Genomic DNA, 19,993 nt, shown 5'->3' on the forward strand with positions numbered 1-19,993 from the left:
TTCAAGAGCGAAACAGGCGCGAGTACTGCACCTCGTGCAAGCTGCTCGCGATCGCTAGTCCCGGTAGCGAGCAACCGATCTCCGCGTCGTGGAGGTTCGCGCCGAGCTCCACCCAGGAGCTACAGCGCTCACCGATGCTGAGCAGAATACGCTGCGCCGCCGTGTGTCCCAAGATGCCGCACTTGAGCGCAGCTTGAAGCTGATTTTCCGCCCAACCAAAGGCGTAGCCCAAGAGCGCGGGACGCTCACTGATGCCCCATCCCACGCTGGCAATGGCGAACCCCAAAGGCCAACTGGGGAGGGTCGTGGAGCGCAGGCGTCTGGCGTCCTCGAGTTCGAGATCCGCGAGCAGGCGCAGCGCGGCCCGCCCGAGCGCCCGATCTTGCTCGAGCAGCTCGCGAGTCTCACGCCCTGCCGCCAAGAGCTCGCAGGCTTGTTGAAGCGCCCCAGCGTCTTCGCTCTGCAGCGCGCGCCGCATGCGCAAGAGCAGCGGCAAGTCGAAGTGAGCCAAGCTGCGCTCGCCCACGCCGAAGAGGTAGTCTTCCAGGCTTCGCGCATCGGAGAGCCATCCGAGGGCCTGCAGCGATTCCAACCCGCCGGAGTAGCTGAACGCGCCGACTGGCAGCACAGCGCTGCACAGCTGCAGGAGGCGGGCTACTTCCACGGAGCCCGCTGGCATCCCCGAGGATTCAGTCATCGTGGGAGTGCGAGTGGTCGTGAGAGTGCGAGTGGTCGTGAGAGTGCGAGTGGTCGTGAGAGTGCGAGTGGTCGTGAGAGTGCGAGTGGTCGTGAGAGTGCGAGTGTTTGGCGTACGCGCCAGCTTCCGGCTCGAAAGGCAACACCGCGGCGTCTACTTGCACTCCGAGGCCCCGTGCCATCTGATCGAGGACGCTGTCTTGCAGGTAGCAAGCGTAGCCGTCCCCGATTTGCAGCGGCACGTGGCGGTTCCCCAGGTGATAGCAGGCGCGCGCGAACGCCACGGGATCCGCAGAGGCGACCCGACTCACCGGTTCTGGCGCGGCCACCACCAGCACGCACTCCCCGGAGCTTGACAGCAGCCGATCCCCTCCCCTCAAAATGCTGCCGCGGGGAAGAAAAACGCCCGCAGCGCGGCCATCGGACAGGGTCACCTTGAGGCGGCTTTTGCTGCGTGAGTGAAACGGCAACACCAGCTGCAGCGCGGGCTCTGAACCGGCAGCCTCTCCCCCCCGAACTAGGGTCGTGAGTTCGAGCATCAGAACAGGAAGTAACGCTGCGCCAAGGGCAGCTCTGCCAGGGGTTCACAGCTCAGCACATCGCCGTCAGCGCGCACCTGGTAGGTCTCCGGATCGACCTCGATTTTGGGCGTCGCCGTGTTGTGGATGAGATCCTGCTTGCGCACCGCGCGGCAACCCTTCACGGCGACCAATGGCCGCGCGAGCCCGAGTGCTGAAAGGCTGCCCCGATCCAGGGAGAGCTGGGAAACATAGAGCTGGCTCGTCGCGCAAGCGGCGCGCCCGAACGCGCCAAACATCGGACGATAGTGCACCGGCCCCGGCGTTGGGATGGACGCGTTCGGATCCCCCATGGGGGCCGCGGCGATGAAGCCTGCCTTGAGCACCAGGCTCGGCTTGGCGCCGAAGAACGCGGGCTTCCACAGCGCGAGATCCGCGAGCTTGCCGACCTCCACGGAACCAATCTCGTGGGCCACCCCGTGAGTCAGCGCCGGGTTGATGGTGTACTTCGCGATGTAGCGCTTGGCCCGAGCGTTGTCGTGCTCCGCCGGATCCCCCTCGAGGGAGCCGCGCTGCACTTTCATCTTGTGAGCCGTTTGCCAGGTGCGGGTGATCACCTCGCCGATGCGCCCCATGGCTTGAGAGTCACTGGCGATCATGCTGATCGCGCCGAGATCATGCAAGATGTCCTCGGCGGCGATCGTTTCCCTCCGGATCCGACTCTCCGCGAACGCCACGTCCTCGGCGATGCTCGGGCTCAGGTGGTGACACACCATCAGCATATCGAGGTGCTCGTCCACGGTGTTCACCGTGTAAGGCCGCGTCGGGTTCGTCGACGACGGCAGCACGTAGGGCTCTGCACAGGCTTTGATGATGTCTGGCGCGTGGCCGCCTCCCGCCCCTTCGGTGTGATAGGTGTGGATCGCGCGCCCCTTGAAGGCTGCGATGGTCGCCTCGACGAAGCCCGACTCGTTCAGCGTATCCGTGTGGATCGCCACCTGGATGTCGGTTTGCTCGGCGACGCTCAGGCAGTTGTCGATGGCGGCCGGGGTGGTGCCCCAGTCTTCGTGGAGCTTGAGCCCCATCACGCCTGCGGCCACCTGCTCCAGCAGCGCATCCGGCAGGCTGGCGTTGCCCTTACCCAAGAAGCCGAAGTTCATCGGCATGCCGTCCACCGCTTGCAGCATGCGCGCGATGTTCCACGGCCCCGGAGTGCAGGTCGTGGCGTTGGTGCCCGTCGCCGGGCCCGTGCCGCCGCCGATCAGGGTCGTCAAACCGCTCATCAGCGCTTCGTCCACCAGCTGAGGGCAAATGAAGTGCACATGGGCGTCGATCCCGCCCGCCGTGAGGATCTGGCCTTCGCCGGCGATGGCCTCCGTTCCCGGACCAATGACGATGTCTACACCCGGCTGCACATCGGGGTTGCCCGCTTTGCCGATCCCCACGATGCGCCCGTCCTTGATCCCGACGTCGGCTTTCACGATCCCCCAGTGGTCGAGGATCAGCGCGTTCGTGATCACGAGATCGACGGCCGCGGCGTTGGTGAGCTGGCTCTGGCCCATGCCGTCGCGGATCACCTTGCCGCCACCGAACTTGACCTCGTCGCCGTAGTGGGTGTGGTCAGCTTCGACCTGGATGATCAGTTGAGTATCGCCCAAGCGAACGCGGTCCCCGGTGGTCGGGCCGAACATCTCGGCATAGGCGCTGCGATCCATGCGTCGCGGCTGAGTCATTCTCCGCTCCCATCAGCGCTGTCCAGCGGGCCCATGGTGAGGCCCCGGAAGCCGTAAACATGGCGGCGTCCCGCATAGGCCACCAGCGTCACCTCCCGCGACTCGCCTGGCTCGAAGCGCACGGCCGTACCCGCCGGAATATCCAGCCGGAAACCTTTGACGGCCGCCCGATCGAAGTCGAGCGCGGCGTTCGTCTCCGCGAAGTGGTAGTGCGAACCGACCTGGATTGGGCGGTCCCCCGTGTTCTTGACCTCGACGCTGATGCGCTCGCGTCCGGCGTTCAGTTCGATTTCGCCCGCAGCGGGAAAGACTTCCCCAGGGATCATGCGTTGCTCGCTCATGGTTCCTCAAACGATGGGGTCGTGTACCGTGACCAGCTTGGTGCCGTCAGGAAACGTGGCTTCTACTTGGACGTCGTGGATCATCTCAGGCACGCCTTCCATCACGTCCTCTCGGCTGAGCAAGGTGCGCCCGTAATCCATCAGCTGAGCGACGGTTTGGCCGTCTCGCGCTCCTTCGAGGATCGCCGCAGAGATGTACGCCACGGCTTCCGGGTAGTTGAGCTTCAGCCCACGCGCCTTGCGACGCTCCGCCAGCAAGCCTGCCGTGAAGATCAAGAGCTTGTCCTTCTCACGCGGTAGTAGATCCATCCTCTCCTCACTTCATGCACCCAAGCCTGCCGCTCAGGTGTCCCAGATCCTTGGTCGATGGGGCGCTTGACCCCGCTCGAGTTCACGCCAGCGTCCCCAGAGGGCCTCGAACACCCCACGCACAGGCCCGGGTGCATCCGCCAACGCCCTCACCACAACCAACCCATCGAGACGTGTCAAGCCAACCACGAGTCGTGCGGAGTCATCCTTACCGATGGCGTCTCGCAGCTGGGCGTTCGTGTCGGCTTGGTCACAGCTCAACACGAGGCTCGCGAACACACGGCGCCCACCGAGGCCCCAGGGCGCGCCCCGCATGGGGTCGTCCGCCGCCAGAGCGAGCCGTTCATGAAACACCCGGCGGCGCGCACTGCCAACGCGCCGCCAAATGGTCCAGCGCTGCAAGAGCGAGCCACGCTCGAAGCGCTCTCCCATGTGATGCCGCCCCAGGCAGACAATCTCCCAGGCGGCAAAGCCGGACCCCGGCTCCAGCTCGACCTCGGTCTCGAGCTCGAGTTCCGCTTCGTTGAACACCAGCGTTTCCTGGGGGAACCACTCAAGGCAGGCATCCCCAGACACCCGCAGGTGCTGAACACTGCGGGCTCGACGGCCCGCGCTCTTATAGAACTTCGTGCTCGCTGGCGTCGTCCCGAAGAGGCCTCCGCCTGTCGTGACGGCTACGTCGACGGCGAGCAGATCGCCCCCGGCGACCCCTCCAGGCGGGTGAAGCAGGATGGCGTGGCAGGGACTCGGGCCTTCCGGGTAGAGCACCCGTTGCAAAGCCAGCGGTCCCGAGCGCCTGCGGTGGCGGATCACGCTCTTGTTCGCAGCGAGCTCACTCCCGTGCGGAGCGCTGCCCTGGCAGATGAGGTTCAGCTCCGCCCGCCAACCGGGTGTTTGGGGTTCTAGCGCCAGGGCCAAGCCCAACAGCTACCATCCAGAGGGCGCCACGTCTCGGAAGAAACTCACGCTCCCCGCCACATCGAGGGGCCAAACCAGGGGAAAACCTCGAGAGAAAGCTGGCGGAAACCTGCGCGAAACCTGACAGGCGGGAGTCAAAGCTTGTACGCGTTTCCTTGGGGAATTATGCCGAACTAGCGCCTGGCGGAGGTGTTCGGAATGAAGTTGATGGGGATCTGGATGATCGCCGCACCACCCGGCGGTGGTGCGAACGCTCGTGCTGCGGCGACCACCCGCGCGCAGCTCTGGAGCTCGCCCGATTAGAGCTGCAGGCGGCCCTCCATATGCCTTCAGCTGAAACGCTCGCAGGCCCCTCACGCCGAGGAGCCTGCATCACGGTAACCACTACGCAAGTCGCAGATTTGCTACCGCGCGGCAGCGCGCCGGCGGCGCCACAGCCACAGCCCCAAACCGAGCGCGACTAGACCGCGGGGCGACGAACCGCTGCCACCAGGCAGGCTGCAGCCGCAGCCGCCGTCGTCGCCGCCCCCCTTCGAGCCGCCGCCGGCAGAGCCCCCAGCCCCCGCGTCGGGGCCGGCGTCGCAGTCGGAGCAGGCGCCGTCCGGCTGACAGGTCGCGTCGCAACCGTCACCCGAGACCGTGTTGCCATCGTCGCAACCCTCGCCCGCGGTCGCGTTCAGGGTGCCATCGCCGCACTCGGCCACGCTGCAGTCCGCGTCACAGGTCGCTGACTCGCCGCCGTCATCGCACTCCTCGTTGCCGCCGTCGGTGTTCCAGACGTAGCCGTCGCCACAGCGCGCCGGCATGCAGGCTTCCCCGAGTCCGCTGGGACACGAGTCGTGAGTGTCGTCGTTACCGTCGTCGCACTCTTCAGTGGGCAGTCCGCGCACGCCGTCGCCGCAGTCGGTGCGGGTCTCGAACTGCCGCATCATGTCCTGGTCCTCGTGCTCCAGGATGTGGCAGTGATAGGGGAACTTCCCGACGAAGTCTTCGAACTTGGCGATCACTCGTACCACCTCGAAGGGCCCAACCTGAACCGTGTCTTTCCACCCGGTTTCTTCAGGCAACGGGGGCTGACGGGTCCCCGTTGGCACCGGCTTGCCGTCGATTAGCTCGATGGGTTGGCGATCCATTACCTGGAAGAACACGAGGTGCATGTGCATCGGGTGCGTGATGCCGGAGCGGTTCACGAAGCGCCAAACCTCAGTCGAACCGAGCAGCGGACGCTCAGTGATGTCATCCCAGTGCAATCCGTTGATCAGCCAAGCCCGACCGGTGCAAGCGTCGTCACCCTTCTCGAGCTGAAAGTCTCGAGTGAAGAGCGCGGAGGAGACATCCAAGGCATCGATCGTTCGCAGGTCCTGAGGCGCCATGTTCAAGGCACCCGCCTCACTGCCAACCACGAACTTCATGACATTCGTGACCGGCTCGTCGATGCCTCCCTGGGGATATGGGGTTGCAGCGCTGTTCGTCATCACGATTTCGTCCCCAGCGGTGTTGCTGGTGAAATCCAAAATGACGTCGGCGCGCTCCGCGGGACCGATGGTCAGCTCGTTCAAATCGATGGGGTGTCTCAGCAAACCACCATCGGTGCCGATCAGCTGGAAGCTCGCACCGCCAGACAGCGTGAGCTTGAAGAAGCGCGAGTTCGCCCCGTTCAAGATCCTGAAGCGATATCGGCCGCGCTTCACGTCGAGATACGGCCACACCTTGCCGTTGACCAAGATCTTGTCCCCGAAGAAGTGCTCCATCCACATCGCCGGGTACTTGAAAGAACCGTCGGGATTGAACGAGCGATCCTGGATCACCAGCGGGATCTCGAATTCCCCCTCGGGTAGGTTGAGCGTTTCCTCGTGATCGTCTCGGATCACGTAGAAACCGGCGAGACCCATCATCACGTTCAAGCGGGTGATACCCAGAGCGTGGTCGTGGTACCAGAGGGTCGAGGCGTCTTGCCAGTTGGGGTACTGGTACACCGTGCTCTCGCCGGGCAGGATGGTTAGCTCTGGATAGCCGTCATATTCCGCGGGGATATGGCCTCCATGGAGGTGGGTCACCACGCGAGCGGTGTCGGTGTGCGCGCCATGGGGGCAATGGTCTACCGGCAGGATGTGCTTCGTGCGTAGCTGGCCAGTCTCATCCCTCAGATCGTTGACCCACTCGACCTCCACGTTCTCGCCCTTGCGGGCTTCGATCGTCGGTCCAGGAAAGCCAGCGTTTTGGCCATCGCTGTAGGCCCACACCGTGGTGTCCGGCAACTCCGAGTGAAGCTTCTGCTTCATCTCGACTGTAGAGATCCGATAGCTCGCCTCGCCTCCTGCAACACCAGTCACGGGCTGAGCGACCACCGGGATCGGCAATGGATCGACGAACGGCGTGAGCTCCACCTTGCAAGGGTTCGGCGTGCAGCTGCTGCTCGAGCCTTGGAAGACGCCGTTCGCCGTCGAGCAGGCGGCGGCGGTCAGGCTTTGACAGGTAGCATCAGCGTCCGGAAGGCAGCACGCACCCGCAGGCTGCGGGCAGGTGTTGGGCGAACACGTCGTGGATGCTCCTTGGTAAGTGCCGCTGCAGCTGCTGCCCGGGTCCAGCACCACGCTGCAGCTGCCACTGGCCGCGCAGCAGGCACCCGTGACCGCAGGGGGAGTGAACGTGATTTCCAACGCCGGGCGCTCCGCTGCGCTGGCCTCGCGAGAGCCAAAGCGCTGAGAGGTCTGAATCGCGGTTTCGTCGCCGACCAGCATCCAGCCGAGGTTGTTTGCCGGCGTGTTCAGCCAGCCTTGCACATCGCTCACGAGGCCCGCTCCGCTCCACTCGTAGGCTTGCAAGTCAGGACCGACGTTCGTGGTGGCGCTCACAGTGGAGATGAAGTCACCGCCGGCACTCGCCCAAGACGCGCTGTTGAAGATGCGATAGGTCCAGGTAGCGTCGCTGGTCGCCGCCGCTGCGCCTCGACCCTCTTGCCCCGCGGCAACGGAGGTTCCCTCTGTCCACAGGGCAGACACCCGATGCACGGCGACGCCATGCACCGCGGCCCGCGTCCGGGTCATCGTCAACCTCAGCTTGACCGCCGTAACAGTGGAACCACTTGGCATAGCGCTCGCGACGTCGAAGGCCAGCACGCTGCGCCGCACATTGCCCGAGGCGTTTTCGCCGACGAACAGCCCTTGTCCGGCGCAGTTGGCGAGCCCACCGTCCTCCGCGTAGAGCGTGCAGTCCATGCTCGGCGCCAGCGTCACGGTGTCGGCAAGAGCTGGAACCGAAACCGCAAACGCACCCAAGGCCGCGAGCGCAGCCGTACCTCGAAACCGCATGGCGCCGAGTAAAGCAAACTTCACGCCTCGAGCTACGCCCCAGCGCTAAAATTGGCGCACGGGAGGCGCTAACAAGGCGTGCTTCAGGTTGGAGCGGCGTGAACCTGCCGCAATGGATGATCTGAGCAACCCTCAGACGCGGATTTCGCGCACCCGTTGCGGCCTTTGGTCGTGCGCGCCGCAACGACGGACGGGCTGCCACTCCCTAGGGCAGCAGGACGATGGTGGAGATGCTGTAGGCCGGGAGCTGATGCACGAATGCGTTGGCTTTCGAGATGGTCACGTCGGCCGCCCGCACGGGGCTCGCGCTACCTGCCGTGACCTCGTAGACCTCCGCCTTGGTGAAAGCCTGGGTGTGGGTCAGAGCAATGCCCGCGTCCACTGCCGCTCCGGTCTTGTTCAGCGCGACGAGCACCACGCGACCTTCGTTTCCGTCGTCCAAGCTCGCATAGACGCTCGTGCCGGCGACGTCGCTGGTGGTCGCCGTGAGCCCGGTGTTCCCGAACCCGGCGCCCGCACCGTCGTAGCTCAGGAAAGCGTCGAAGGCGGCCCAGACGTAGCTGTCCTGTCCCGTCAGCGACCAATAGCAAGCCGCGAACAGCCCCTCGCGACCGTAAATCCCCAGCACGTCGGCCTGGGCGATGCCGCCCGAGATGTGGTCGGTCCCGCCGTAGTTGTATTCGGTGATCGCGAGCCCCGTGCCGGGGTAGTGCGCGTCGATCTTGCTCTGCATGCGATGGATCAAGTCGATGGGGCCGTTCGTCGAGTACTGAGTGATCCAGCTGTCCTCCGTGTAGCTCGAGTCCCATAGACTCCGCGGGGCCTGTAGCCGCGCGGCAACGATGCCCGCTCCGGTGCTGCTCGCGGTGATGCGCTCTCCCCCACCTTGGGCCTCGGGGTACCAATGGAAGTCGAGCACGTCGATCAGGCGCTTGCCCTCCTGTTGCTCCGCGTTCTTCGCCCCATCGAGGAAGAAATCGAGGTAGTCGCGGCCTGCATTGTCTGGAGCATCCTGCAGGTTCGTCATGCCAGCCCAACCGTAGTTCACGGAGCCGAAGACCTTTGCGCTGGGGACCACGCTCTTGACCGCCTTGGCGTAGTCGACGTTACGTCCCAGGAGCTCGTCATAGCCAACGGGATTCGGGTGGATCCGCTCATGGGTGTGCGCCCAGAGGTCCGGCTCGTTGTCCATGGAGTAGAACACCGTCTTCTGGCCACCTGTTTTTGCGTACGGAAACTTCTTGTCCAGCCAGTACACAAACTCGTCTTGAGCCACGACGCCGTCGTTCGGATCCGGTGTCTCGCTGAGCGCTGATCCCTTGAACGCCTGGCTGACCTTGAAGCGCGTCTGCAGGTAATTCGGCGTCTGAACTACGTCGCCTCCGCCGTTCTTGTCCGCCGCGACGTAGCCAACCAGAGGTACAGTGACCAGCATCGCGGCATCGTGATCGTGGGCAGCTTGAACTGCCGACCGCACTACCTCCCCCGGGGTGCTACCGCCGCCGAGATAGTCGTCGTTTTGATGCAAGTAGTCGCTGCCCGCGTTGGAAGCGTTATTTTCCCAGTTGTACGCGGTCATGCGATTCCCGCCTTGGCGCGCCATCGGGACGTGAGGGTGCCCCTGCCAGTCCGGCTGATTGGTGCAGTAAACGCCTGGAGAAATGCCGTGGCGTGCTTCGCTACTGATATCGAAGCGCACGCTGCCTCCGCCGGGGTCATCGGGCGTGATGAAGCTTGCATCCGTGGGGATCCCAGTGCCTCCGGTCCCTCCAAATCCGCTGCCAGAGCTGCCGGCGCTTCCGGCGCTGCCTCCGCTGGCAGACGAGCCGCCATTACCAGCGCTGCCGCCGCTAGCCGAACTGCCCCCGCTGCCACCTGAAGCGCCGCTGCCTCCCGCGGCGCCGCTGCCACCTGAAGCACCGCTGCCGCCGCCCGAGCCGCCGTCATCACCGCAAGCGACCGCCAGGCTGATGGCGACTCCTAGGCTCAACAGCTGCGGCAGGTACTTGACCCCTCGCGCCAGAGTCTTTCTGCAACTGCCAACCGACGCCTTGTTCGTCCCCATGAGCGCTGAGCCTACTCCGATCCACCGCGACAGGAAGGATCGACCTGGTTAGGCTCGACGGCGTGAAGCAAAAGCTCCGGCTGGTTGTAATCTCTGGCGGCCTCTGCGTCTTGCTGAGTCATCGGATCGGGCGCGCCGAGGCTCGGACTCCGCTCCAGCTCCCGGTCGAATCCTCACGTATCCATGTTCAAAACAGCGCCGCACTCGGCGCTCCCCTCACCCCCGCCAACCCCGACAGAGACGCCAGGTTGAGCTACGTCGCGGGCGAACTGACGGCCAACGCGCCCGCAGAGCGCCGCTGGTGGTACGGTTGGATTGGCGGCTTCGCAGCGCTTTCCGCGGGGCAAGCGTACTTCTTCTTCACCAAGGACGAACCCGCTGAACGCATCCTGAATGCGGTGGGTGGAGGAATGAGCTTCATTGGCCTGGTGGGGCTCCTGGTGCTGCCCAACGCCGGTCGCTTCGCGGATGAAAATCTGGCGGAGCTACCCGAGCGCACCCCCGCGGAGCGAGCCGCAAAGCTCGACAGCGCGGAGCGCATGCTCACGGACGCGCAGGAGGCGACGCGGCGCAAGCGAAACGCCGTCGCGGTGATCGGCCCGACGCTGATAAGCTTCGGCACCGCTGCCTACGTCTGGGCGAAGTACGACGCCGCGATGCCAGCCCTGCGGACGATGGTCGGCTCTCTGGCGATCAACATCGCGCACTGGTGGACGCGACCTACGTCCAACGCCGAAGCCGCACGTCGCTACCGCGGCCAGAGCGCCAAGCTCGACTGGCAGCTCTTGCCCTGGATTTCGCCCCAGGTGACGGGATTGGGGTTAGGGGCAGTGTTTTAGCGCTACTTCTTTTGCGTGAGACGTTTCCGGACGGATTGAATCGCGTCCTTGAGCACATCCGGCTTGCGTAGGCAGGCGTAGCAGTCGTCGCGCCCGCTGCTGCCACAGCCGCGCTTGTTACCCAGGCGACCGAGCAGGTGAAGCGACCGCACGTCCCCGTCCTTTTCAGCCCGCTGCACGAGCTTCTTAGTGGACGCACACGGATCGTCCTTGTCCACCGTCCGGAGCTCGAGCGCGACGCCGAGGGCGGGCGAAGCTTTCTTGCGCAAGTCGTTGCTCATCACCAGCTCCTCTGCAAGCTGCGTGGTGTCGGTGCGCTTGGGCGTGCCCACCCAGATCTCGTAGAGGAAGTCTAAGGCATCCTCGGTGCCGAGCGCAGCCACTGCCTCCAAGGTCTCCGTGGAGAGCTCACGATTGCGCGCGTAGTCTTCAAGCCGCTTCTTCTTCGCCTTGTCGCTGAGCTCGCTGGGGTTCTGCTTCAAGCCATCCATGAACTCACGCCAGCTCGCTCGCAGCGCCGCCGAGCGACCACGAGCGAGAGCCAGCGCCTCCGCGGCGCTGCGCTCATCAGGAGCTTTTGCCTCGAGCGCCTTCATGGCCTCTGCATCCCCGCGGATCACGGCTGCGAGTTCGCCCGTCGGGGCTGGTGCTTCCGGCGGCTCAGCTTCGCTGGCAGCAGGCGCTGGCGGCTCCGGGGCCACGGACGGGGCTGCGCTGGCGAGCTCCGGGGCACTCGGCGCGGGCGCCGCGACCTGCACTCCGGAGGCAGCCACGGGCGTGGTGGCACTCGATCCAGATGAACCGAGAGCGGCACCCAGCCCCAAGCCCACGAGCAGCAGCAGCGCCGCGGGTGCGAGCAGGACGAGCCACAGCGCGGGTTTGCCGCTGCCGACCCGAACTGGCTCGCTCAAGGCCTCGGCCAGAGAGAGCGCGGGCGCTCCAGCGCCGATGGGCGGCAGAGACGGCACCTCGCTGGGATGCGGCCCTGGGGCACCAAACATATTGCCCTGCGGCAACGGATCCAGCTCCGGCATCGCCGCGAGGGGTTCAGTCGCGGGGGCCGCTGGCGCACCCGCGACGAACGCCGGGGGCGGCTCTGGGGCGGGTGCTGCGGCCACGCTGCCTTCCCCACGTGGAGGAGGCGGCGGTTCTGGCGAGATCACCTCGAGGATGTCATCGCTTTCCGCTGCCGGCGCGAGGGGCGGCACGCTGGGCGGCGGGAGCGGCGCCGCGGGACTGGCGACCACTGGCACCTGGGAGTCCGACGCCGGATCCGCAGGATCGATGATCCGCGGCGAACTCGAATCGCTCTCAGACGGCATCGCGAAGCGTGGCAGGATACCGGACGCGCCCGGCTCGGGTTCAGGCAGCTCCCCGGCTTCAACGATCGCGGGCGTGAACATGGTGTCCTCGTCCGACTCCTGCAGCGACCCCGCGGGATCGATCTGATCTTCGATCTCGTCCAGCAGGTTCGCGACCTCCGTCACGGAGTCGACCGCGGCGCGGGGTGGAGCTGGGCGGGCCCTCGGAGGGCGCGGCGGCGCCTTCAAATGTGGCAGCGCTGGCCGAGGCGGGGGCGGCGGGCCCGCCGGTCCGTCTTCCGAGGTGTCGGAAGCATCGGCTTCTGCGTCCACTCCGTAGCCCACGGCGGGCACCAGCACGGGCTCGATGTCGGTTTCGTCGCCCCAACCAGAATCGACCAGGGAGGTTCTTGGCAGCTTCGAAGGCGGCTTGTCTTCGCCCATATCGAGCAGCCTAACACAACCCGAACGCTGACCGCCCAGTCTCCACACGGCTGGTGGAAAGTGGACCGCTGGTCTGGGATCGGCTAGCCCTGCGCTGCGTGGCCACCCTGGAATACAAGCGGCGAGTGCGTCTGCCCGAGGATTTCTTCCTCGACAAGCGTTCGCTCGCGCGTCGTCCGTGGCCCCGCTGGCCCTGGGTTGTAGCGGGTTGGCTCGGGTTTACAGGCCTGTGTTTCGCCATCACAACCGATCGAGTTCCACTGGGGAAGTGGCTGACGGAGGCGCTCGAGCCGGCTGCCGCTGCCGCGCCTCCGAGCCGACCGAAGGAAGCGCCAGCCATCACGACACCACCGGTAGTTAACCCCGCGGAAACGCAAGCGGCGCCGGCAACTCCAGTGGCAGAGCTGGCGGAAGACGCAGCCGAGGCAGACCCGCTAGCCGACGAGACGCCGGCCGCGGATCTCCCAGAGCCAAGCGGCGCCTCTCCGCTCTTGGCCGCTGCCGAGGCGCCACCTGACCAGGACTCGCTCGCCCCAAGCGCTGCACCGCCGGACGCAGACGAGGAGCAGCCATCGACAGGCGACGCTGATGACGTCGCCGAGAGGGCCGCGGAGGCGCTCCCCTCTCCCCCTGAACCCGCTCAAGAAAAACCGGCAGTGGCGTCGCAGTCGAGTGTCGGGACCAGCTGCGAAGCCGCGATTGCGAGTTACCAGGAGGAAATCCGTATTGGCGGCGCGGCGGCTCCCCCTGACCTCAGCCGCGCGCAGTTCGCTTCGGTGCTGGAAAACGGCCGCTATTTCTCCCACTGCGGCGTGCCGGACGCGATGCGTGTCGATATCTGCGCCGCGGTGCGAAACGGTCGTGCCGTCGGTGTGACCATTCGCACCAGCCCTGGAAACAGCACGATACAAGCGTGTATCGCGCGAGCGGTGCGCGGGCTCGGGTTCCCAGCGCATCCCCGGCTGGACGTCACGCGGACGAGCTTCGCCGCGCAGTAACCCACGGTTTCGAACCTAGCCCCTTTTGGGTGGGAGCGGCAGCAACATCGAGACCCGCCGGCAGACCTGTTCAAAGGCTGGGCGCCGCTCGAGCATGCGCTTTTCCATCATGGGAATACTGACGAAGCGGAACATCACCGTGATCGCCACCGCGCCGCTCACCGCCCACCACGCCGCGCTGTTCCCTGCTAACCCGAACAGCGCGAGGCCCCACCAGAACATCATCTCGCCGAAGTAGTTCGGGTGTCGGGACCAGCTCCAGAGGCCTCGCTCGAGCACCTCTCCCGGGCGCTTTGGTCCAGTGACGAACGCCCTGAGCTGACGATCGGCGATGGCCTCGATGCAGATCGCGCCGAGGGTGACGATGGCACCCGCGACGTCCAGGGCCCCGAGCGGCGCGCTCCCGGTGAGCGCGGGCCACAGCGCCAAGCACCCCGCGAACACCTGAACCGTGGGGAAAAGATGGATGCCTGCGAACGAAACCAGCCAGTACAAGCGCCCGGTCTTGCGCCGGAAGTCCTCGTAGCGCCAGTCCTCGTGATCGAGCCCGCTCCAGCCGCGCGCCCAGTTCATGGTGAGCCTGAGACCCCACCAGCAAACGAGCGTGAGCACGATCAGCTGGCGCAAGAGCACGCCGGAGCTGCCCTGGGGCGTCAGCAACATCCAGTAGCCGGCGATGGGGATCGGCGCGACGCTCCAGTACGGGTCATACGTGCTGGAGTTGTCGAGCCACAGACTCGCGGCGAACACCACCACCGTCGCGGCCAGATCAGCCAGCGCCGCGACCAAGATGGGATGTGCGGTTCGCTGCAGAAGACCCACGCCTACCGCAGCCGCAGAGGCGACCACGTACACGGCCACGACGATCCCGAAGGATGCAGCTCTGCCGGGTCGTAGGGCCATGTTGCGTTTCATAACCCTGACCTGTCAGAGTTGGGAAGCGTACGAGCCATGAAACCGCGATCAACAGAGGGCGCGCCTCAGGGCGACGGGGCCGTCGCGGCGGAGCGCGAAGCTGGCAGCGCGGCGGACAGTGAAGCTGGCGGCGCAGCGGACCGTGAAGCTCGCGGCGCGAGGCAAACTCAGCCGTCTGGTCCGCCACTCACTCCACCACTGCCGCGCTTCGACGTCGCCAGCCGCCCGACGGGGCGCGGATATCGCTTGCCACGCTGCAGCGGTTGTCGTGCTCCCCTCGACCACTGTTTCTGCGCGGAACTAGTCGAGGTGGACTGCAATATTCGCGTGCTGGTGATCCTTCACGCCTTGGAGCAGTTCCGCCCGACGAACACGGGTCGCTACGCCACCCAGGTGTTGAAGGGTGCGGAGCTACGCATACGCGGTGGGCGTTCGGAGACTGGTACCCCCGTGCCCCTGGAGCTCGGCGATCTAGATCCCGAAGACTCGAACGTCTTGCTCTTGCACCCAGGCCCCGAGGCGGAGCTGCTCGATGCTCACTTCCAGCAGCCGCCAGGCCCGGTGCGGCTGGTCGTGCCCGACGGCACCTGGACGCAGACGCGCCAAATGTTGCGGCGTGAGCCACGCCTGAAGGCGTTGCGTCAAGTCGTGTTACCGCGGGGCAAACCGTCCATCTACGCGCTGCGCCGAGGCGTCACTCCCGATGGCCTCTGCACCCTGGAGGCGATTGCACGAGCGCTGCGCGCTTTGGGACAGGCGGACGCGGCATTGCGCCTCGAACACATCTTGCTGACCGCGGTACGTGTTGGCATGGCGGCGCGCGGCTACCACGACTGGCAACCACCAGCCTGATCCCTTGCTCGATCGGGCTCTGGCTCCTAGCCTCTGCGGGTGAAGCGAGGTCTACCGATCTGGGGACTCAGCCGGCCCCAGAGGCCGCTCGAGACAGCGCGACCCCAGGACGCCGTGCGCCCAACCTACTGCGTCTGGGAGGTGACCTTACGCTGCGACTTGTCCTGTGCTCACTGCGGGTCCCGTGGTGGTAAAGCCCGGGCGGACGAGCTCGATACGGCGGAGTGCCTCGACGTCATCACGCAACTCGCCGAGCTCGGCGTGCGCGAAGTGAGCCTGATTGGCGGAGAAGTCTACCTGCGAGAAGACTGGCAAACGCTGGTCCGGGCGGTGCGTGACGCGGGCATGACCTGCGGCATCGTCAGCGGCGGCCGAGGCTTTGATCGCACCCGAGCAGCGCAGGCCCGCGACGCCGGCGTGAACGGCGTGAGTATCTCGGTGGATGGCCTCGAAGCAGCCCATGACGAGCTGCGGGCGCTCCGCGGCAGTTACCGCGCGGCAATAACAGCGTTGGAGTCTCTCGAAGCTTGCGGGGTGCGCCACGCCGCAAACACGCAGATCAACCGCTTGAGCCGCGACGACTTGCCGGAGCTCCTGGAGCGGCTGATCGAACGCGGGATCTACGGCTGGCAGCCGCAAATCACCGTCGCCATGGGGCGCGCGGCGGATCACCCGGAGCTTCTGTTGCAGCCTTACGAGCTGCTCGATGTGATCCCGATCCTCGCCGGGCTGTCGGAGCGCTGCGCAGAAGCTGGGGTGCGCTTCGCGCCAGGGAACAACGTCGGCTACTTTGGGCCCCACGAATCGGCGCTCCGGCGTCACTCGCAAAAGGGCCACTGTCAGTCCTGCACCGCGGGCCGCCACACCCTCGGGATCGAGGCAAATGGCGACGTGAAGGGCTGTCCTTCCCTACCAAGCTCCGACTACGTCGGTGGCAACCTGCGACATGCCTCCCTGCGCGCGATCTGGGAGGGAGCGAGCACGCTGCGCTTCAACCGCGATCGCGACACCTCGGAGCTCTGGGGCTTCTGCAAGGACTGCTACTACAACAGCGAGTGTCTCGCGGGTTGCAGCTGGACCAGCCACGTCTTGTTCGGAAAGCGCGGAAACAATCCGTATTGTCATCATCGTGCGCTGGAGCTCAAGGATCAGGGGGTGAGGGAGCGCCTGGTGCGTGGCGTCTCTGCGCCGGGCACTCCGTTCGACTTCGGCGAATTCGAGTTGATCCGCGAGCCCTGGCCCACTTGAGTGAAAACTGAGCTAGACTGCCGGCATGACGCTCGTGCCCTGCCCCGCTTGTCACCGCCACCTTCGCCACACGGAAACGGTGTGCAGGTTCTGCTCCGCCCCGCTGGCGGGAGCGACCGGGGCTCGGCCTAGCGCCCTCGCGAACCGCGCTGGAGCGGCCGCCGCGATCGCGCTGGCGGCCGTCGCGAGCGTTGGCTGTGGTGGTGGCACCCCTGAACCCGAGGCGCCGCCCCCGGTGGTTCCCGTCGACCCAGAGCCCGATCCGGAGACGACGCCGCCGGTGGATGAAGGCAACCCTGTGGTTCCGGATCCGGGCACTCCCGAGGCAGGACCGGGTGATCCTGAGCGCGCCGTCCCAATGTACGGCATGCCCGCTCCCGAAGAGGGACCGCCCCAGCAGTAGTCGTTGGGCGGCGACGGTTTCAGCGGCCCGCCCGCTCGAGTAGTAGAAGCGACCTAGCTGCCGACGGCGTTCAGCCGCAGCGGCGGCGCCTCCGCGTCGACCAGGTACTCGAATTCCTCGCGGAACCGTTCGGGCGTCAGGCCAGCGACCTCTGCGTAGCTCGCGATGGCTTCTTCGTTGCTGAAGTCGTCGCGGCGGAGCCGGATCATGTAGCGGCGCGCGATCTTGTAGCTCTCGGTTTCAGTGTCCACCATACGCACTTTGGTGGTGCCGGTGGCTGCATCGAGCATCTCGCTGAAGGGGATCGGCTTGAATACGCCACGCTGAATGGTGACCATCGCGCCCCCTCCCCCCTGAAGCAAATACTTGGTGGCGCAGTACCCGAGGTCCCGGGTGTACTCCATGTCGAACGGGATGGGGTCGGCGCAGCGCAGTTCGTAGCCGACGTTCTTGGCCACGATGGTCACCTTCAGGCCCAGCTCGTTCAGGCGTGCTTGTACCCGGCGCTTGATCAGATCGCCGAAGGAGACCTCAGCCAATCGCAGGTTGCCGTGGATGTCGCGCTCGATCTCGGGCAGCTCCGCGAGCTCTGCCGGGTCGAGCTTCTCAATCAATCCCTCGGCCAGGATCGCCACGCCGTCGTCTCGGCCCTCCGCGCGGCGCTTGATGATCGCGCCCACCAGCAGATCCACCATTTCGCTCAAGGGCACCGTTTTCGTGCGGAACTCTTCGGCGATCACCGTCAGCGTGCAGCCCGCGCTCTTGCCGATGCCGAGCGCCAGGTGCCCCGCAGCGCGCCCCATGGTCACGATGAAGTACCAACGCCCTGTGGTCTTGGCGTCGGTCATGATGTCCTTGACGATGCGCACCCCAACGTGACGGGCCGTTTGGTAGCCGAACGTCGGGCTCATGTCCGGCAAGTCGAGATCGTTGTCGATGGTCTTGGGTACGTGGACCACGCGCAGCGAGTCCCCTGCAAGTCGCTGCAGGCTCATCGCGGTGAACGCCGTGCCGTCACCCCCGATGGTCACTAGGCGATCCACCTCGAGGCGACGCAAGCTGTCGAGAGTCTCCTCGAGCTTGCCCACCTGAGCTGGATTTGCGCGGGCGATACCGATCGCCGAGCCACCGCGGTAATGGATGCGACTCACGGCGTCGATGTCGAGGGGCGCTACCCGACTGGTGTCACCCCGCATCAGCCACTTGAAGCCGTCGCGGATCCCGAGCACCTCGATCCCCGAAACACAGGCGCGGATCGTCGCCGCAGCGATCACGCTATTGATGCCGGGCGCTGGACCACCGGCTGCCAAAATTCCCAGCTTGCTCATCGAAACGGGCCTCGTCAGTGGCCACGGGAAACCCCCGCGGCCGGACAACAGACTGCCACGGCACGTGTTTCAGGCACGCAACCCGCGAGAACCAACTTCGCAGGCCCTGACAATCCTCTGGATGCAGCGCCGAGGGGTGCCCGCCCTTAGCGCCGACGGGAAACCTGCCCGCTTTCAAGGCGTCGCGCAAGGCCTCGGCGCTGTGGAGTGGGTCTATGTAGCTCCGGGAGCTGGCTGTAAACCACCGGTCCCAACGACCGCCCAGCTAGGGGACGAGCACGATGTCATCGACCCAGACGTCGAACTCGACGTTGGTCCCGACTTCGAACTGCATCGAGTAGAGCTTGTCCGTCTGCAGGCTTGGGAAGGCCATGCCCCAGCCGTCTTGTTGCAGCTCGGCGAAGCTGAGCGTGAACTGCTGCCAGCTTTCGGTGAGGGAGATGTTCGCACCGAATGCGTCATCGCAGCTGTCCTCGGCGGCGGGATCACACTGTCCGCCATCGGCCGACGTCTGAGCGTCACTCAGCGCCACACGGACCGCCAAAGCGCCCTTCCCACTGCGCGCCCAGAAGCTGACGCCGCTGAAGGATGAGGCATCGTAGGTGCCGCGACTGGTGCCGTTGTTGTTCAGATCGAACCCAAAGCCGGCGCCCCAGTCCGTAAACCCGCTCCCGCTCGAGTGAGCCGCGTAGCTGCTCTCGTCACGGGGCTCGCTGAGCGCGCTCATCGCGAAATCACCGCTCTCCGGCGGATCTTGGCTGCCGGTTGCGTCGTTGTAGACGTACCACGCGCCGACACGGCCTCCCTCCTCGGGGATGGAGCTATCGCCATCCTCCATGTCGTCCAACATCGTGCCGCCGCTCACGCTGCCACCGCTGCCGCCATTCCCCGCGGAACCTCCGTTTCCTCCCGAGGGCTCACTGCTCCCGCCATCACAGGCCCCCAGAGCTAGCGCCATGCTGGCTCCAACGACGATCCAACCACCCAAGCTCATGCTGCTCATTGCTGCTCTCCTTCGTCTCGCTGAAGCGGCGTCACTGACACCCCGTAAATTCGATGTCGTCGAGCCAAACGTCGAACGTCGCGCCTGGCTCACTCACCTGGAACTGCACGCCGTAGAGCCGTGATCGGTCCACGCTCGCGGGCCGAGGTGCACCCCAGTCGGACTCCTGCTTCATCGCCCCGAAGGGCACGACGTAGCGCGTCCACTCGGCTTTCAGGGGGACGTCAACGCCGAAGTCGTTGTAGCACTCACTACACTTCTTTCCCTCAGGCGCCGTGTTTACATCAGGCACTTTGACCCGCAGCTTTTGCCCCGCGGAAGCCGCCTTCGCCCAGAACGTCAAGGCGCCGAACTTGGAGGCGTCGTAGCTGCCGCCTTCCTTGAGTCCGAAGCCGACCCCCGCGTAGACGTCCTCGCCACGACTCAAGCTGCCCTGCATGCGCACAGCACCCTCGGAGTCGTGACCAGCGCTCGCGAGCTTGAACTCCTTGCCAGGGTCGACCTTGGAGCCCACCTCGTCGACGTACGAGTACCAGTATCCGTTGTTCCCGGCCTGATCGTCGCCGTCCTCGGCGTCCTCGAGTAGGCCCCCAGGGCAGCTCTGAGCGATCGCCGGGCCACTGTGCCCTGCGGCTGCGATTGGCTCCGCGCCTGCGACTGGTTCGGCGCGGCTTGCCTGCCCCGCGCCGCAACCGCTGACGTTTAGGCTGACCAAAGCCGCAGCCACAATCGCCTGAAGTCCCTTGGGAGATGCTGGTTTACTCATCACGT

The 19,993-nt window shown here is 65.7% G+C and carries 18 protein-coding genes; 5 read left to right on the plus strand and 13 right to left on the minus strand.

Going from position 1 to position 19,993, the window contains the following annotated elements:
- Position 1: 1 nt before the first annotated feature.
- The 8 genes from H6718_15980 to H6718_16015 form a co-directional block, all read right to left on the minus strand.
- On the minus strand, positions 2-679 hold the full coding sequence (locus tag H6718_15980) for an urease accessory protein UreF (GenBank protein MCB9586898.1): 678 nt from the start codon (positions 677-679) through the stop codon (positions 2-4).
- 10 nt (positions 680-689) lie between these two features.
- Complete coding sequence (gene ureE / locus H6718_15985) at positions 690-1,235, minus strand: urease accessory protein UreE (GenBank protein MCB9586899.1); 546 nt, start codon at positions 1,233-1,235, stop codon at positions 690-692.
- Complete coding sequence (gene ureC, locus H6718_15990) at positions 1,235-2,947, minus strand: urease subunit alpha (GenBank protein MCB9586900.1); 1,713 nt, start codon at positions 2,945-2,947, stop codon at positions 1,235-1,237. Before ureC ends, ureE begins: the two co-directional genes overlap by 1 nt.
- The gene (locus H6718_15995) at positions 2,944-3,273 is read right to left on the minus strand and encodes an urease subunit beta (protein ID MCB9586901.1); all 330 of its coding nucleotides are present in this window, start codon (positions 3,271-3,273) and stop codon (positions 2,944-2,946) included. The genes ureC and H6718_15995 overlap by 4 nt, the downstream gene beginning before the upstream one ends.
- Positions 3,274-3,294: 21 nt before the next feature.
- Positions 3,295-3,597, minus strand: a complete 303-nt coding sequence (gene ureA / locus H6718_16000) for an urease subunit gamma (GenBank protein ID MCB9586902.1) — start codon at positions 3,595-3,597, stop codon at positions 3,295-3,297.
- Between the two features lie 33 nt (positions 3,598-3,630).
- Entirely contained in the window at positions 3,631-4,515 is an 885-nt protein-coding gene (locus H6718_16005) for an urease accessory protein UreD (protein MCB9586903.1), read from the minus strand.
- A 404-nt stretch (positions 4,516-4,919) separates the two neighbouring features.
- Positions 4,920-7,826, minus strand: a complete 2,907-nt coding sequence (locus H6718_16010; protein ID MCB9586904.1) for a multicopper oxidase domain-containing protein — start codon at positions 7,824-7,826, stop codon at positions 4,920-4,922.
- Between the two features lie 205 nt (positions 7,827-8,031).
- Positions 8,032-9,819, minus strand: a complete 1,788-nt coding sequence (locus tag H6718_16015) for an endoglucanase A (protein ID MCB9586905.1) — start codon at positions 9,817-9,819, stop codon at positions 8,032-8,034.
- A gap of 134 nt (positions 9,820-9,953) precedes the next feature.
- Between H6718_16015 and H6718_16020 the strand changes: the two genes are divergently transcribed.
- Positions 9,954-10,730 (plus strand): hypothetical protein, encoded by a 777-nt coding sequence (locus H6718_16020; GenBank protein ID MCB9586906.1) that lies wholly within the window; start codon positions 9,954-9,956, stop codon positions 10,728-10,730.
- A gap of 2 nt (positions 10,731-10,732) precedes the next feature.
- Here the strand turns inward: H6718_16020 and H6718_16025 are convergent, their stop codons facing one another.
- Positions 10,733-12,475 (minus strand): hypothetical protein, encoded by a 1,743-nt coding sequence (locus tag H6718_16025; protein MCB9586907.1) that lies wholly within the window; start codon positions 12,473-12,475, stop codon positions 10,733-10,735.
- A 98-nt stretch (positions 12,476-12,573) separates the two neighbouring features.
- On the opposite strand from H6718_16025, the gene H6718_16030 reads away from it, so the two are divergent.
- On the plus strand, positions 12,574-13,473 hold the full coding sequence (locus H6718_16030; GenBank protein ID MCB9586908.1) for a hypothetical protein: 900 nt from the start codon (positions 12,574-12,576) through the stop codon (positions 13,471-13,473).
- A 15-nt stretch (positions 13,474-13,488) separates the two neighbouring features.
- Here the strand turns inward: H6718_16030 and H6718_16035 are convergent, their stop codons facing one another.
- Complete coding sequence (locus H6718_16035; GenBank protein ID MCB9586909.1) at positions 13,489-14,376, minus strand: DUF1295 domain-containing protein; 888 nt, start codon at positions 14,374-14,376, stop codon at positions 13,489-13,491.
- A gap of 48 nt (positions 14,377-14,424) precedes the next feature.
- Between H6718_16035 and H6718_16040 the strand changes: the two genes are divergently transcribed.
- From H6718_16040 to H6718_16050, 3 genes are read left to right on the plus strand one after another with little or no spacing between them, the layout of a single operon-like run.
- Entirely contained in the window at positions 14,425-15,240 is an 816-nt protein-coding gene (locus H6718_16040) for a DTW domain-containing protein (protein MCB9586910.1), read from the plus strand.
- 39 nt (positions 15,241-15,279) lie between these two features.
- A complete protein-coding gene (locus tag H6718_16045) occupies positions 15,280-16,488 on the plus strand; it encodes a radical SAM protein (GenBank protein ID MCB9586911.1) in 1,209 nt (402 codons plus the stop codon).
- 25 nt (positions 16,489-16,513) lie between these two features.
- A complete protein-coding gene (locus H6718_16050) occupies positions 16,514-16,891 on the plus strand; it encodes a hypothetical protein (protein ID MCB9586912.1) in 378 nt (125 codons plus the stop codon).
- A gap of 53 nt (positions 16,892-16,944) precedes the next feature.
- Here the strand turns inward: H6718_16050 and H6718_16055 are convergent, their stop codons facing one another.
- The 3 genes from H6718_16055 to H6718_16065 form a co-directional block, all read right to left on the minus strand.
- A complete protein-coding gene (locus H6718_16055; GenBank protein ID MCB9586913.1) occupies positions 16,945-18,219 on the minus strand; it encodes a 6-phosphofructokinase in 1,275 nt (424 codons plus the stop codon).
- Between the two features lie 265 nt (positions 18,220-18,484).
- Positions 18,485-19,222, minus strand: a complete 738-nt coding sequence (locus tag H6718_16060; protein ID MCB9586914.1) for a hypothetical protein — start codon at positions 19,220-19,222, stop codon at positions 18,485-18,487.
- 31 nt (positions 19,223-19,253) lie between these two features.
- Entirely contained in the window at positions 19,254-19,988 is a 735-nt protein-coding gene (locus tag H6718_16065) for a hypothetical protein (protein ID MCB9586915.1), read from the minus strand.
- Positions 19,989-19,993 lie beyond the last annotated feature (5 nt).

It is taken from the genome of Polyangiaceae bacterium (assembly GCA_020633205.1).
Taxonomy (GTDB): Bacteria; Myxococcota_A; Polyangia; order Polyangiales; family Polyangiaceae; genus JAHBVY01.

Coding starts and splice junctions, on each gene's coding strand:
- H6718_15980 (MCB9586898.1), bottom strand. CDS start 679: ATGCCAGCGGGCTCCGTGGAAGTAGCCCGCCTCCTGCAGCTGTGCAGC.
- ureE (MCB9586899.1), bottom strand. CDS start 1,235: ATGCTCGAACTCACGACCCTAGTTCGGGGGGGAGAGGCTGCCGGTTCA.
- ureC (MCB9586900.1), bottom strand. CDS start 2,947: ATGACTCAGCCGCGACGCATGGATCGCAGCGCCTATGCCGAGATGTTC.
- H6718_15995 (MCB9586901.1), bottom strand. CDS start 3,273: ATGATCCCTGGGGAAGTCTTTCCCGCTGCGGGCGAAATCGAACTGAAC.
- ureA (MCB9586902.1), bottom strand. CDS start 3,597: ATGGATCTACTACCGCGTGAGAAGGACAAGCTCTTGATCTTCACGGCA.
- H6718_16010 (MCB9586904.1), bottom strand. CDS start 7,826: ATGCGGTTTCGAGGTACGGCTGCGCTCGCGGCCTTGGGTGCGTTTGCG.
- H6718_16025 (MCB9586907.1), bottom strand. CDS start 12,475: ATGGGCGAAGACAAGCCGCCTTCGAAGCTGCCAAGAACCTCCCTGGTC.
- H6718_16035 (MCB9586909.1), bottom strand. CDS start 14,376: ATGGCCCTACGACCCGGCAGAGCTGCATCCTTCGGGATCGTCGTGGCC.
- H6718_16040 (MCB9586910.1), top strand. CDS start 14,425: ATGAAACCGCGATCAACAGAGGGCGCGCCTCAGGGCGACGGGGCCGTC.
- H6718_16050 (MCB9586912.1), top strand. CDS start 16,514: ATGACGCTCGTGCCCTGCCCCGCTTGTCACCGCCACCTTCGCCACACG.
- H6718_16055 (MCB9586913.1), bottom strand. CDS start 18,219: ATGAGCAAGCTGGGAATTTTGGCAGCCGGTGGTCCAGCGCCCGGCATC.
- H6718_16060 (MCB9586914.1), bottom strand. CDS start 19,222: ATGAGCAGCATGAGCTTGGGTGGTTGGATCGTCGTTGGAGCCAGCATG.
- H6718_16065 (MCB9586915.1), bottom strand. CDS start 19,988: ATGAGTAAACCAGCATCTCCCAAGGGACTTCAGGCGATTGTGGCTGCG.